A 13,376-nucleotide genomic window follows, 5' to 3' on the forward strand; every position below is an offset into this window, starting at 1 on the left:
TTCTATTAAAACTCTATTCAGTAAGTTGAAAAGGTAGAACCATTTAATTTAAATAATGCTTTGCATTTTCAGGTGTTACCGAATCATGTAAGGCCTGGTTAATGCCTGATGCAACAACTTCACTCATATACTCAATAACTTCATCTACTTCTTTTGGGGTGACGATTAAGTTATGTCCAGTAGGTCTTAGAACTTCTCTAATAAGTTGTCTTTTCTCGTCCTCTTTTAAAGCACCTACGATACCCAAATAAGTTTGTCTAGCTTCCTCATCTGGTAAATCCTCATCAGTAAATTCACGTCTCTCACCAAAATCCATTCCCGCTGGTGTTAAAGCATTACCAGGTTTGTCTCCTTCCTCCATCTCTCGTCCAAAATGCTTTAAAATATAATCAATTGTGTCATTAGTTATCGTAACAGCATCAACTACTGTTGGAATCCCTAAAGAAAACACAGGAATATTTAATGTTTCTTTACTAACTTCTTTTCGGTCATTTCCAACACCTGAGCCAGGATTAATACCGGTATCCGACAGCTGAATGGTTGTATTAACTCGATCAATAGAACGAGCTGCTAGTGCGTCAACAACGATCATAAAATCAGGATTCGTCTTTCTAACCACTCCGAAAATAATATCACTAGTTTCCATTCCTGTTAGACCCATTACGCCAGGTGTAAACGCAGATACTGATCGATCACCTTCCCCAATCATCTCTGGATGTAATTTAAATAAGTGCGACGTTACATATAGCTTATTTACTGTATTTGGTCCCAAAGCATCAGGGGTCACATACCCATTACCTAACCCGACTATTAAACACCTTGCATCGTCTGGAATTGTATGTTCTTCCATTAATCTTTTAATCTCTTCTCCTAAAATGATTGAAGATTTTCTACCGAATTCTGGATCCATTTTCCTTAGTTCTTGAGACTCAATCGTGATATAATTTCCTGGTTTCTTACCGACTCGTTCAGATCCTTTCTTATCAATCTCAACACGTGTTAATTTGTATTCTCCTTTTTATACTCATTAATGATAATACCGTCTAATTCGTGTTTCTTATCTGGATTTTGTTCTACAAACATCTCTTGAGCTTCAACAGCAAGGTCAGTTCTAGGTTTAAATTCTCGTCGTTCCATTTGATATCCCTCCTATCAACCTTATTGTTGCCAGAGTTATTCAAATTAAACGATGAAGCTATGCAAAAACATGACAAGAGAAATATCTTAACAGCAAACTATTGAAAACTTACGCTGGCTTTGATAAAATGACTTTTGTCCATAATTAAGAAAATTGATCACGGGACATTTTCATCAGGAGGTGAAGAAAAGTGGCAAACACAAAACAAGCTACTAAGCGTATCCGCGTAAACCACGATGCTCGTATGCGCAATCTATCAGTAAAATCAGACATGCGTTCTGCAGTTAAAAGTGTAGAAAAAGCAGTTCATGAGAAAAATGCTGATGCTGCGAAAGAAGCGTTAACAACAGCTGTTAGCAAAATTGATAAAGCCGTTCAAAAAGGCATCATTCACAAAACAATGGTGACCGTAAGAAGAGCTCACTAATGACAAAAGTTAATCAACTAGCTAACTAATACAGAGCAAAAGAGGCTGGGACAAAATATTAATTAATCTAGAAGAAGACGAATATTAGAGGAGAGATCAATCCCTAATATTCGTCTTCATTTTTAGCTGCGTCAAAATGCTTCGCTTTCCGCAGGCACGGCTTCAACTTCCCCAAACTCACTCCCGTTCGTTTGGCGTGATTTTCAGCTCGTGCTGTTCCTGCAGGAGTCTTGCATTTTGACTACGCTAATAACACTCAATATTCGTTTATAGAAAAGCTATATTACTTTTGTCCCAACCTCTTTTATATGATTTATTAGATTGTTTTAGCTAGCTTGCTTTAACCTTTGCACAACACGTTGTAAAAACAGCTCTAAAGCGAGCCATTGTTCTACCTTACCTGTTTTCATTTTTCATCTGTTATAGTTGCTTCCAATAACATATCTTTCAAAGCTCGGTCCGTAAATTTCCTTTCCCTCTTTAATGCCATTTTGACGGCATATGGATGTGATTGGATTGTTTTAGCAATTTGTTGTTGCTGATATCCCTTTTGTTTTAAAAGTTTTGTCTGTAAAATTAACCGTATTTGAGAACTAACGAGTGCTAATAATCCAATCGGTTCTTCATTTGTTTTTTTAACTCCTTAATTAATTGAACCGCTTCACCAATTTTAAATTCAACTAAATAATCAATTAAATTGAATGTATTAGCTTCGGCGTGTATAGAAATAATTTCTTTAGCTTCTTCTAGTGTGGGCTCCTTGTCCATAAAATATAATTGGAGCTTGTCCAATTCATGCTGAGCAGCTTCAATATGTTCACCGACACGTTCAGTCATTAATTCAATTAAATCTTTATTTAATTGCAATCCTTTGTTTTCTGCTAACTGCTTTATAACTTCTGCCATTTCGTAGGCTTTTGGTGAGCTGCAGTCGATAAATGTTGCTTGTTTTTTTAACGTTTTTAACGATTTTTTTTACGTTGATCCATCTTTTCGTAAGGTACGATCATAATTAAAGTTGAGAAATCAACAGGATTATTCGCATACTCTTCTAAAACGTCTATTTGATGTTCTATTTCAGTTTTAACCTTCTGACCTGTTAAAAAATAAGCTCTTTGGATTTCAATTAACTTATTCTCACTAAAGAAGGGAAAAGTTTCTGCATCATGAATGGCTTCTTGAACAGCAGTCGTTTCCATGTCATATGTATTTCGGTCAAATTCTGGATCTTTCTTTTTGAGTTGACTTTCTATGCGTCTTTTTACTTCTTGTATAAAGTAGGATTCTTCTCCATATAATACATAAATAGGAACCAGTTGATGGGATTTACCATTAATAAATTCCTGTGCGTGCATCTTATTCAACACCTTTCTATGCCATTTTATCGTATAACGAAGAGGCACAGTTGACAAGAGGTTATAACATTATAAAGAGGGGAACATGATAGCTCCCCCCCAATATCTATATAAACGCCAAAAATAAAATCCCGGGTAATTTTATTTTTAGCGGCGTTTGTTGTATTATTATTTTGTGCGTTATCGATTAGAATATTGCTGTTAACTCTTAACAGTTCACAAATTTCTACAGATTTTTGAAAACGTAAAAAGTAATAGATTTTTTTAAGAAGATGAATTATACTAAAATGTAGCGTAGGAGGGATAACCGTGAACGAATTTGAAAATGATGTACAATCAAAAATAATGATGTCGTCGATTCAATCAAAGGTTTCAGCTTCTCATTCATTTTCTTCTTGGTTATTTTCTTTATTGGAACTGTATTCAAAGTGGTTGGTTCTTAATAAAGAGTAGAGATTGAACAATGAATGGTTAAAAAGACTGTATCATTAGATGCAGTCTTTTTTATGCTTTAATTTAACTTATGGATGATTCTTAATAATTGTGCTTTGTCCATCCGCATATTTTAAAGTAATTGCGCCATTAAGATCAGTTCTATAAATGGTCATACCAGAAGCTTTTAAGTGTTCAAGTACCGAGCTATGAGGGTGACCAAATGGATTGCGTTTTCCAACAGAAATTAATGAAACTTCTGCTTGTATAGCATTAATAAATTCCATAGTCGTAGATGTTTTACTTCCATGATGAGCTACTTTAAGTACATCAATATCTTGAATGGTCTTTGAAGATATGAGAACTTTTTTCCACACTTTTCGTAATATCACCCGTAAATAACATATTAAAATCTTCATAATTAAATTCAAATACTAAAGAACGGTCATTCTCTTCATGACTTATATTAGCCTGACTAGGTGAGTGAATTTTTATTATTAATTCACCTTTTTTAATCATATCGCCACTCTCAAGCTTCACATGCTGAACATAGTTACTGTTGTTAAATGGATGGGTATATAAGATCGATGGATTAAATTCTTTAATGAATGGTTTTATCGATCCTGCATGGTCATGATCAAAATGGCTAATGATTAAACCATTTACTGCAGATATTCCTTTCGACCATAAAAAGGTTTTATAATTTGCTTATAATTATTGTGTTTTATTTCGTTCGAAAACGTCACTTCTTCGCCCACATCAATAACATAGGTACCTTGATTACGTGGTAATTCAACTACGATGGACTCTGCCTGTCCTACATCTAACATTGTAATAGTGAGCGAGTCATCTAATGTTTTCTGAACGAATGGAATGAACCAAATCACTACAAGACATATAGCCAATATAATTGTTCGATTAGACTTCTTTTCTTCCCAACTTTTCATGAAGTATATAAATATGAGGATGTAAACAATGATTAACAACAAATGAGGTCTACCAACAACCCATAACGAAAACTTAGGTTGGCCAATAAGAAACAATAGATCAGTCATTTTGTTGTGAATGGTTAGGAAAAGCTGATCCAAAAAGGTGTAATATTAGGGATGAGCAACACAGTTATAAATATAACCATGACTGCTGGAATCACGAGTAGTGTAAAATATGGAATGTAAATTAAGTTAATTAAAAACGACCACACATTAGTGTAATAAAAGTAATAAAACTGTAAGGGAAGGATGACCAATTGACTTATAAGACTGATTCTGAGGGATAGCATGATCCAAGATTGATTTTTCAACAGCCTTTTTGAAAGGATTAATGCAAATGTAACAGCAAACGAAAATTGGAAAGATAATTGATACATTAAATAAGGATCCATAATGAGCAAGACAATTAAAACTATAGAAATTAAATCAGAAGAATCCATTTTAATTTTTTTACTTAAACTAAATAAGATTATTAAAATAGCCATCATTCCGGCTCTCATCACAGGTGGTTGTGAACCGGCTAACACTATATAGATTGGTATCATGAGTAAAAGTAATATATTACTTTGTTCCCTTGTAACATGTAATAATTTATTTAATATCAAGTAACAAATACTTAAGATAATGCCAACATGAAGTCCCGAAATCGCCAGTAAATGTGACAATCCCCAGTATTGAAAAGTGTCAATGACCTCATCAGAAAGTTGGTTGCGATCGCCAAATAAAAGCGCGACTACCCAACTTTGCGTCTCTTCACTAAGATGTAGGTTTAATTGCTCTTTTAATACATCTCTAAACCGAAATAAATAAGACAGCCATGACCTATCTTCGCATTCCAATATTTGCACATTATATCCTACATAACTTATTCCCTGCTTGGCCAAATAGTCTTGATAATCAAATTGACCAGAATTTGTAGCAGGTTCTGGTACTGTTAAATGTCCCGTAATACGACATGTAGCACCGTGATAAACGGGTTTACCGATTTCTTTTGAAATAAATGATACTTTTGAAAATGATGTTTCTCCTATAAATTTAATTTGATCCGACTCTAATTCAGGATTTGACACAATTTTAACGTGGCCTTCGTATAAGCCAAAATCTTTATGAGGAATCTTAATTTGCAGGGAAGTTATTGAAGCAATTATGAAAAAAGCAAGAGCCATAATCAATAGAAAGGGATTTCGTATAATCTTTCTATGCCAAATAATCATTAAAAGACAGATTAAACAAAATCCCATCCATTTGGTAAATAGCCCACCATGTAGAATAGGGCTACTAGCCACCAATGACCTTTCATCATTCTACATTAGAAAATAAACGATTTGCCTCGTGTCTTAATTGTTTTAAATCATCTTCTTCTGAACCGTTCTCCTCAAGCTTTCGCAGTAACTGAGAAATAAAATATAATTTATCTTTTGTATTTGTGTCAATATGAAGATAGTCTAACTCTACTTGTTCAACTTCTACACCAGCTTCTTGAAGCAACTCAAGTGCATAAGGATGATTTTTATAATCTGTTGCATAGAAAATCTTCTTAATCCCACTTTGAATAATCGTTTTGGTACAATTTAAGCAAGGAAAATGAGTGACATAAATTTCAGCCCCTTCAGTAGGAACGCCAAATTTTGCACATTGTAAAATCGCATTAATTTCAGCATGAATCGTCCTTACGCAATGACCGTCGATCACTTTACATCCCTCATCAATACAATGTACACTTCCTGATACACTTCCGTTATAGCCACCAGCAATCACTCGTTTATCCCGTACGATTGTGGCGCCTACAGATAATCGCTCGCACGTGCTTCTTAAAGCTAATAAATGGCTTTGTGACATAAAATATTGATCCCAAGATATACGTTCCATTTCGATTCCCCCTATCCATTTATACATTTCATTATAAATGATTTGTCCTATGGTACCATAATAAATTCTTTCATTCTCTCTAACGTTTTCTCACCAATCCCGCTAATATTTAGTAAGTCCTCAGCAGTCTTAAAGTATCCATTCTCCTCTCGGTACTGAACAATCGCCGCTGCTTTCGCCTCGCCAATACCCGGTATTTGTGTAAGTTCATCAACTCCTGCGACATTAATTCTAATTTTGTTATTTTGATTAGTCGTCGTAACAGATTGATCTCCATCACCGATATTTTGTTGTTTTGCTAAAACATGAATAACCATTTCGTCAGATAATAACATGGCTAAATTGACACTTGTTTCATCAGCATTTGCTGTCATTCCGCCCGCCATTTCAATTACGTCCACTACCCTTTGTCCTTGGTTCAATTCATAAACTCCAGGTTTGTTGACTTCACCTTTAACATCAACCACAACTTGATTACGTTCTAGGTCATCACTTTCTTTACTTTCTATATTGGTTTCTACAATTTCAGTTTGATCCATGGAATTATGAACGACTAGTTCCTCGTCCTGTTCTGGCCAAAACAGAAAAACTATTAGTATTAATCCAACGGGTATCCATAACCATAATTTATTTATAGGCATGATTTAAACCTTCCTTCATATACATAGTGGTGAGTTAGTATTTTTGATTCGTCTATCGTCTACTAAGGGGGTAATTCAATGAAGTGGGGAATAGTTGGCACAGGTAATATGGGGCAAGTCATTTTACATGGTCTAACCTCTAGTCAAGCTGTCGACCAACATCAACTCTTTTTATATAATAGAACATTTATGAAAGCCTATGGTTTAAAACGAGATTATCCTAATGTTCATGTCGTTCAAACATTAGAATCAATTGCATCTGAATGCGATATGATTTTTCTTTGCGCAAAACCTAAAGAAATAGTTGATATCGCATATAAGTTAAAAGACGAATTAAGTGAAAATCAATGTGTCATTTCTATCACAAGCTCGGTTTCTGTTCAGAACCTTGAAAGCATCTTGCCATGTTCCGTAACCAGAATGATTCCTAGTATTACTAATCGGGCACTTAGTGGGGTTACTTTATTAACCTTTTCAGAACAGATGAACGATGATCAAAAACAAATTATTTGGCAAACGTGTAAACACTTTTCTAAACCTGTTGAAATTGAAGAGGAACACGTAAGAATAGCTTCAGATATTGTTTCTTGTGGTCCAGCATTTATAAGTTATATTCTTGAAGAAATGATTAAATCAGCTGTAGATAAAACAGGAATATCCAAAGATCAAGCTACTACTTTAGTGGAACAAATGATCATTGGTTATGGTCAACTGTTCAAAGATCAAATATATGATTTTTCATCATTAAAAGAAAAAGTAATGGTGAAAGGCGGTATTACAGGGGAAGGTATGGTAGCTTTAGAAGATTCGTTCATTAACGTATTTGATCATGTCTTCAATGCTACGCATGATAAGTTTTATACCGAGAAAGAACACATCGACCATCTAGTTAACAATACAAATCCAAAATAGCTTTGATATTAAATATTTTATTCAAAAACTAAAAAAATTCAAGTAGTTTACTTTTGCTTTTACAGCATTAGATTCTACTTGAATTTTTTTAGTTTATTTTATTTATTACAAACGAAGAAGATGCGATTTGCGTCTTCACTGATCCTTTCAACAGGGTTAGGATTAAAATCTTCGTATATCCTCACATTCTGAAACCCAGTTTGGTTCAGTAAATCTTTATAAATATTAGTTGAAAAAGCCCTCTGTGTATGAAATTCATCGTACCGTTTAAACAAACCTGAAGAATCTTTCACAAAAAAGGTCAAATCATGATTCACTTCATCAAATGATTCACCTTCCTGAGTCATCCATATATAACTGACGTCCTCACGTACTTCTGAGAAAATTTCTTGGTCAATTAACCAGTTTATATAGCTTATAGAGTGCACATCGAAACTAAAAACTCCATCATCATTTAGATGCTTATAAACTCGTTCAAATATATGAAATAATTCATTTTCGTTCGTTATATAATTGAGAACATCACAATAACTAATGATTGCATCAAATTTGTGATCGTAATTGAACGTTCTAAGGTCCTCTTGTATAAATGAAATGGATGGGTGCTTACTTTGCGCAACTTCAATCATATCAGGCGACAGATCAAATGCCTCAACTTTATTACCAAGCTGTGATAATCGAGAAGAGATTGTACCTGTACCACAGCCCATATCTAACATACGAGATGAGGAGTTAGGTAAAAACATTTTTGTAAATGCTATCCACTCCTCATACGGAGCGTCTTCCAATAGTAAATCATATACTTCTGCTAATTTGTCATACATTATTTTGCCCCTAAATTAAAGAGTTAACTGAACTCGATCAGCATCGCCCCAAAGTTTCTCTAAATTGTAATATTCACGTTCATCTTTATGGAAAATATGGACGACAACATGTTCCAAATCAACTAGAACCCAGCGTGACTGATCTCGTCCTTCAATTTTCTTTACATGAAAGCCTTGTTCTTCTACGGCATCCTTAATCCCTTTACTAATGGCATCTACCTGACGTTCATTAGTTCCATGACAAATTAAAAAATAATCGGCAATAAGTGAAACATCTTTCATATCTAATGCAACAATATTTTCTGCACGTTTATCATCACATGCTTTTGCTGCTATTTCTAATAATTGCTCACTATCCATCTTTAAACCTCCAATATTTATTTTGACAGCTTGTTTGTTAAAGCGTTATAAGCAAAAATGTATCAGGATAAACATGATGTTTTTACTTATTAAAAATTGTATTGAATTCTCTAAAGCATAATGACATGCTTGATCTAAATCTTTTTCAGACAATTCCCTTGCGAGGTGGACGACAGGGAAGTTCCTACCTGGTTCAATATAATCAGCTAAAAAGACAATCTTTTCAACTAAACTCATTAACTGATGTCCTGTCGTATGATAACGAATAGCACCAAGTATATCTTGATCTTGAATTAAAAACAGCTTATTTGCCATTTTAGACCCTACCGGCCCGTGCCAAAGTTCAGGATGATAATGTAATAAATCTTTTGGTAAGTCTACTTCCGCTTCAATCCAGACTTCAAGATATGGGGGTCCATATCTTTTGCATAATCGTGTAAAGCTGCTGCTAACCCTACTTTATATTCATCACCATTATATCGTTTGGCTAGATTAATCGCTGTTTCTGTTACACGTTCAACATGTTCATAACGTTTAGTTGTCAGGACTTTTTTTTTGACTCGGCTAAAGCTTGATCAATCTTCATAAAGCTCATTCTCCCTTATATAATGTAACACACTTTCAGTTAACCCTTGAGGAAGTCTACCTTCTTTAATATCCTTCCGTATTTCTGAAGAAGAAACAGGAACCTCATCCATGTTAACCATCAGAACGCCTCTTTGATTGACAGCGTGATGCCCTTTACGGTTAACACCAACAAATTGAATTAAACGTTTAATTCTTCTATTTGTACCACTTAGGTAAATACTCAACCATATCCCCGCCGATGATGAAATAAAACATTGTATTTGGATATTCTTTACAAAGGCGTTTGACAGTCTCATACGTATAAGATTTACCCTTTAATTCGTATTCAATCGTAGATACCTTTAACCTTTGATCATCTTCTAAAAGTTTATTTAGCATTGTTAGACGCTGCTCAGGTGTCGCGACTGCACCTTTCTTATGGGGCGGATTAAAGGTAGGTATAAACCAAATTTCATCTAAATTTAACGTATTTAGGACTGTTTGCGATAACTTAAGATGCCCTTTATGCGGCGGATCAAATGTACCACCAAATAAACCCACTTTTTTCATCATTAGCACCCTTTATGGAAGTTCTAAAGTTTTGTTTTCTTCTGATTCCTTATATAAAACGATTATGTTTCCTATAATTTGGACTAGTTCTGCCCCAGTTCCTTTTACTAATTGTTCAGCCACTGAATGCTTATCCTCAAAACAATTCTGTAAAATACTCACTTTTAACAATTCTCTTTTTTCTAGAGTATCATTGATTTGTTCTATCATATTATCATTAACTCCATCCTTACCAACTTGAAAAATTGGATTAAGATGATGAGCTTCTTTTCTTAAAAACCGTTTTTGTTTACCAGTAAGCAAATTATGCACGCCTTTCTAATTTATATTCGAATCGTATGTTCTACAGATTCTCCAGTCCATATATTAAATGATTTTGCAGCTTGATACCAAAGCATGGATTCACCAAACATTAAATGAGCACCGTACCTTTCCGCTTCTGTAAGAAATAAAGTCCTTTTAGGTTTATAAACAATATCACTTACAATTGCGTTTTTCTTTTATAGTTTTGGGCTAATAATTAATTCATTCTCATTAGGTTCCATGCCTACATTGGTTGTTTGGATAATTAAATCATATTGATCAAGTTGTTTTTCTGCATACTCCAAATCCATTTCCTGACTATGCTCATAATGGTTAGTCATCTTACTCGCTTTAGAAATTGTACGATTGGCAACATCTAACTGTTTAGGAGCATGAGACTTAAGGCTATAAAAAATCCCTTTAGCAGCCCCTCCAGCACCCAGAATCAATATTGATTGATTATTAATCTGGTTATAAAAATTAGGGTAGGTCTGGTTTAGGGATTCTATATAACCTTCTCCATCTGTATTATACCCGATTAAACGATTTCCCTTTCGTTTAATTGTATTGACTGCGTTTAATTTTTGGGCATGTTCATCAAGGTCATCTAAAAAGGGAATCACTCTTTCTTTATAAGGTACCGTAACATTTATTCCATTTAAATCTGAATGTCTCATGTTCTTTAGAAACTCTTCAAGTTCTTCTGCTTGCAAATCAAATAAACGGTAGGTTCCATTATTATTTGTTTGTTTTAAAAAGAAATGATGAATGTCCGGCGAATTAGAATGATTCACTGGATGACCAATTAGTCCTAGTCGATACAAAATGTAAAGCCTCCCTAGATTATCGCTTCACGTTTAATAACTCTTACACCTTTAGGTACATATGCAGTTACGGTTACAGGTCCTTCTGGAATTGTAATCCAGCCAAGTCCCGAAAATACCAAATCAGTTTTTTTGTTGACCATTAATTTTAAATGTTTCTTTTGTCATCTTAGGCCATTTTTAACGTTTCTTCAGATGGAGGGGATAACAACTCACCTAGATGATTTTCATATAATTCATCTGCCTTTTCTAATTTCGTTCGGTGAATGTTTAAATCATTTGAAAAATAACATACATAGCCAATATTGTGGTCAGCTTGTTCAATATCGAAACGAGCTAAACCACCGATAAACAACGCTTGACCTTCATTTAACTGAAATACTTTAGGTTTGACCTCTTTCTTCGGAGTTACGGTTTTTAAATCTTTTTTAGATAGAAAATGTGACATCTGATAGTGATTAATAATTCCAGGTGTATCGATCATGCTAGATCTGTCGTCAAGAGGTATATCAATAAAACCTAACGTTGTACCAGGAAAATAAGAAGTTGTGATGACGTCTTTTTCTTCTGTTGAGTTTTGAATAAAATAATTGATAAGAGTTGACTTACCAACATTGGTACTTCCAACAACAAATATGTCTTTACCTTCTCTAATTCGTTCCAATTCAAAGGCTAATTCTTTCATATTTGTTCCAGTAGTTGCACTCACCAAATAGACCTCTTGAACTTTTAGCCCAAAGTTTTTAGCGACTCTTCTCATCCAGTTTTTAACCTTGTTAAAATTGATTGATTTAGGTAACAAGTCTACCTTATTTCCAACTAAAACAACTGGATTATTTCCTGCAAAACGGTTCAATCCTTGTATAAAGCTTCCATGTACATCAAATAAATCAACAACCTTTAAAACAAATGCATCTCTCTGCCCAATCTCATGTAACATATCTAAAAAGTCATCTGCTGTCATATCGACATCTTGTACTTCATTATAGTGCTTAAGTCTAAAACATCGTTTACAAACAATTTCATCTCGCGTTAAAGCTGATTTAGGAGCATACCCTACTTTTGATTCATCTTCAGTCTGGATAGGAGCACCGCAGCCTTGACAATATAACTCTTCCATTATTTATCCTCCCAGTTTAATTTCCCTTTTCTTTTAAAATACTCTAACAACCGTCGTTCTATTTTTCGATTAAATTTCGTCAAAAACCATCTGTTTGGACAACAGGTACTACTAATATAGTATGTAAGTTAGCCCGATTACCTCCAAATACATCCGTCAGTAACTGATCACCAACGACGACCACTTTATCTTTGGATAGTCCCATTTCCTTTATGGCTTTGTGAAATGCCGTCTGCATTGGCTTTCTTGCTTTAGATATAAAAGGGATTTCTAATGGTTTAGAAAAGAAAGATACTCGATCTTCAGTGTTATTTGAAATAATGGTTACCTGTATACCTGCTCTTCGCAGTTCACTAAACCACTCTATTACTTCTGGGGTTGCTTCAGGTTGATCCCAAGCAACGAGTGTATTATCTAAATCAGTTATGACACCTTTAATTCCTTTATTTTGTAGAAATTCTGGAGTAACCTCCAAAACGGTTTCAACATGATCATCTGGTAAAAATAATTTTAACAAAGTCGTTCACCTCAATAATTCTGTAACTAACCTTCATCATATACAATTCAGAAGCATGTTTCAAAGAAAATTTTGCTAATAACTCAATACCTAATTATTTATTTTTATCGAAATATTCTAAAAATCGTTCGACAAATTATATCATTTTTCAACCTGTGGATAAAATTATCAACATAATACACAGCTTTCAAACAATATTCTTACCGTTATATTCAGTAATTGTGAACACTTTATACACAGGTTATCAACAAGTTATTCAAGTTGTTCTAATTTTTGATTAATGATAGGATAATAACTGTTACAAGGTGGACGACTTTCAAGGAGGTGCGAGCCAATACGGCGAGGGCGAATATGGAACAATTATCTGATCAATTGTTAGTTGAATCCTATAAGAAAGCACAAAAATTGGAATTAAATCATGATTTTATAAAATTGATCGAGGAGGAACTTATTAGAAGAGGATTGTATCAACATTTGAAAGAATCGTCATAATAACTCCCAATATACTATAGATAAAGATAGCGCAAA

21 protein-coding genes and 3 pseudogenes are annotated in these 13,376 nt (G+C 34.1%); 4 read left to right on the top strand and 20 right to left on the bottom strand.

Annotation, left to right across the window (positions count from 1 at the left end; all coding sequences use genetic code 11):
* Positions 1–43 precede the first annotated feature (43 nt).
* Positions 44–1,137 (bottom strand): annotated as a pseudogene (gpr, locus tag JCM13188_RS06855) (GPR endopeptidase).
* A 191-nt stretch (positions 1,138–1,328) separates the two neighbouring features.
* Here gpr and rpsT point away from each other — a divergent pair.
* Positions 1,329–1,565 (top strand): 30S ribosomal protein S20, encoded by a 237-nt coding sequence (gene rpsT, locus JCM13188_RS06860; RefSeq protein ID WP_369404871.1) that lies wholly within the window; start codon positions 1,329–1,331, stop codon positions 1,563–1,565.
* A gap of 406 nt (positions 1,566–1,971) precedes the next feature.
* On the opposite strand, the gene JCM13188_RS20625 is transcribed toward rpsT, so the two are convergent.
* Genes JCM13188_RS20625 through holA form a run of 3 tightly spaced genes read right to left on the bottom strand, consistent with a single transcriptional unit; the run spans position 1,972 to position 2,920 of the window.
* Entirely contained in the window at positions 1,972–2,181 is a 210-nt protein-coding gene (locus JCM13188_RS20625) for a hypothetical protein (RefSeq protein ID WP_369404875.1), read from the bottom strand.
* Positions 2,169–2,501 (bottom strand): DNA polymerase III subunit delta, encoded by a 333-nt coding sequence (locus tag JCM13188_RS06865; protein ID WP_279401524.1) that lies wholly within the window; start codon positions 2,499–2,501, stop codon positions 2,169–2,171. The genes JCM13188_RS20625 and JCM13188_RS06865 overlap by 13 nt, the downstream gene beginning before the upstream one ends.
* Before the next feature lie 26 nt (positions 2,502–2,527).
* Positions 2,528–2,920, bottom strand: a complete 393-nt coding sequence (holA, locus tag JCM13188_RS06870) for a DNA polymerase III subunit delta (RefSeq protein WP_054753038.1) — start codon at positions 2,918–2,920, stop codon at positions 2,528–2,530.
* 362 nt (positions 2,921–3,282) lie between these two features.
* On the opposite strand from holA, the gene JCM13188_RS21765 reads away from it, so the two are divergent.
* On the top strand, positions 3,283–3,363 hold the full coding sequence (locus tag JCM13188_RS21765) for a hypothetical protein (protein WP_439646620.1): 81 nt from the start codon (positions 3,283–3,285) through the stop codon (positions 3,361–3,363).
* A 78-nt stretch (positions 3,364–3,441) separates the two neighbouring features.
* Here JCM13188_RS21765 and JCM13188_RS06875 read toward each other — a convergent pair whose 3' ends face one another.
* From JCM13188_RS06875 to JCM13188_RS06900, 5 genes are all read right to left on the bottom strand, one after another.
* On the bottom strand, positions 3,442–3,729 hold the full coding sequence (locus tag JCM13188_RS06875; RefSeq protein WP_279401512.1) for a ComEC/Rec2 family competence protein: 288 nt from the start codon (positions 3,727–3,729) through the stop codon (positions 3,442–3,444).
* 285 nt (positions 3,730–4,014) lie between these two features.
* Positions 4,015–4,395 carry a hypothetical protein gene (locus JCM13188_RS06885; protein WP_054753044.1) on the bottom strand — a complete coding sequence of 127 codons (381 nt, stop codon included), beginning with the start codon at positions 4,393–4,395 and terminating at the stop codon, positions 4,015–4,017.
* A 26-nt stretch (positions 4,396–4,421) separates the two neighbouring features.
* A complete protein-coding gene (locus JCM13188_RS06890; RefSeq protein WP_054753048.1) occupies positions 4,422–5,627 on the bottom strand; it encodes a ComEC/Rec2 family competence protein in 1,206 nt (401 codons plus the stop codon).
* Positions 5,628–5,640: 13 nt separating this feature from the next.
* Complete coding sequence (locus tag JCM13188_RS06895; protein WP_054753049.1) at positions 5,641–6,210, bottom strand: ComE operon protein 2; 570 nt, start codon at positions 6,208–6,210, stop codon at positions 5,641–5,643.
* 47 nt (positions 6,211–6,257) lie between these two features.
* Entirely contained in the window at positions 6,258–6,851 is a 594-nt protein-coding gene (locus JCM13188_RS06900; protein WP_054753050.1) for a helix-hairpin-helix domain-containing protein, read from the bottom strand.
* A gap of 78 nt (positions 6,852–6,929) precedes the next feature.
* Between JCM13188_RS06900 and comER the strand changes: the two genes are divergently transcribed.
* Positions 6,930–7,763 (top strand): late competence protein ComER, encoded by an 834-nt coding sequence (gene comER, locus JCM13188_RS06905; RefSeq protein WP_054753051.1) that lies wholly within the window; start codon positions 6,930–6,932, stop codon positions 7,761–7,763.
* A gap of 98 nt (positions 7,764–7,861) precedes the next feature.
* Here the strand turns inward: comER and JCM13188_RS06910 are convergent, their stop codons facing one another.
* The 11 genes and pseudogenes from JCM13188_RS06910 to JCM13188_RS06945 form a co-directional block, all read right to left on the bottom strand.
* On the bottom strand, positions 7,862–8,587 hold the full coding sequence (locus JCM13188_RS06910) for a class I SAM-dependent DNA methyltransferase (protein WP_279401513.1): 726 nt from the start codon (positions 8,585–8,587) through the stop codon (positions 7,862–7,864).
* Positions 8,588–8,602: 15 nt separating this feature from the next.
* Complete coding sequence (rsfS, locus tag JCM13188_RS06915; RefSeq protein ID WP_054753056.1) at positions 8,603–8,947, bottom strand: ribosome silencing factor; 345 nt, start codon at positions 8,945–8,947, stop codon at positions 8,603–8,605.
* Between the two features lie 45 nt (positions 8,948–8,992).
* The gene (yqeK, locus tag JCM13188_RS18375) at positions 8,993–9,340 is read right to left on the bottom strand and encodes a bis(5'-nucleosyl)-tetraphosphatase (symmetrical) YqeK (RefSeq protein WP_279401525.1); all 348 of its coding nucleotides are present in this window, start codon (positions 9,338–9,340) and stop codon (positions 8,993–8,995) included.
* Positions 9,325–9,492 carry an HD domain-containing protein gene (locus JCM13188_RS18380; protein WP_369404877.1) on the bottom strand — a complete coding sequence of 56 codons (168 nt, stop codon included), beginning with the start codon at positions 9,490–9,492 and terminating at the stop codon, positions 9,325–9,327. Before JCM13188_RS18380 ends, yqeK begins: the two co-directional genes overlap by 16 nt.
* Before the next feature lie 30 nt (positions 9,493–9,522).
* Positions 9,523–9,759: a nucleotidyl transferase family protein gene (locus tag JCM13188_RS18385; protein WP_279401514.1), complete on the bottom strand. Its 237-nt coding sequence runs from the start codon at positions 9,757–9,759 to the stop codon at positions 9,523–9,525.
* Entirely contained in the window at positions 9,731–10,084 is a 354-nt protein-coding gene (gene nadD / locus JCM13188_RS18390; RefSeq protein WP_279401515.1) for a nicotinate (nicotinamide) nucleotide adenylyltransferase, read from the bottom strand. Before nadD ends, JCM13188_RS18385 begins: the two co-directional genes overlap by 29 nt.
* 12 nt (positions 10,085–10,096) lie before the next feature.
* Positions 10,097–10,387, bottom strand: a complete 291-nt coding sequence (gene yhbY, locus JCM13188_RS06930) for a ribosome assembly RNA-binding protein YhbY (RefSeq protein ID WP_054753058.1) — start codon at positions 10,385–10,387, stop codon at positions 10,097–10,099.
* Between the two features lie 20 nt (positions 10,388–10,407).
* Positions 10,408–10,497: a hypothetical protein gene (locus tag JCM13188_RS20635; protein ID WP_369404872.1), complete on the bottom strand. Its 90-nt coding sequence runs from the start codon at positions 10,495–10,497 to the stop codon at positions 10,408–10,410.
* A gap of 87 nt (positions 10,498–10,584) precedes the next feature.
* Positions 10,585–11,211 carry a shikimate dehydrogenase gene (gene aroE / locus JCM13188_RS06935; RefSeq protein ID WP_054753060.1) on the bottom strand — a complete coding sequence of 209 codons (627 nt, stop codon included), beginning with the start codon at positions 11,209–11,211 and terminating at the stop codon, positions 10,585–10,587.
* Positions 11,212–11,225: 14 nt separating this feature from the next.
* Positions 11,226–12,331, bottom strand: a pseudogene (yqeH, locus tag JCM13188_RS06940) (ribosome biogenesis GTPase YqeH).
* Positions 12,331–12,848 (bottom strand): annotated as a pseudogene (locus tag JCM13188_RS06945) (YqeG family HAD IIIA-type phosphatase). The pseudogenes yqeH and JCM13188_RS06945 overlap by 1 nt, the downstream one beginning before the upstream one ends.
* A 351-nt stretch (positions 12,849–13,199) precedes the next feature.
* Between JCM13188_RS06945 and sda the strand changes: the two are divergent.
* Positions 13,200–13,340 carry a sporulation histidine kinase inhibitor Sda gene (gene sda, locus JCM13188_RS18395; protein ID WP_279401516.1) on the top strand — a complete coding sequence of 47 codons (141 nt, stop codon included), beginning with the start codon at positions 13,200–13,202 and terminating at the stop codon, positions 13,338–13,340.
* Positions 13,341–13,376: the final 36 nt, after the last annotated feature.

It is taken from the genome of Piscibacillus salipiscarius JCM 13188, from assembly GCF_001311865.1.
GTDB classification, from domain to species: domain Bacteria; phylum Bacillota; class Bacilli; order Bacillales; family Alkalibacillaceae; genus Piscibacillus; species Piscibacillus salipiscarius.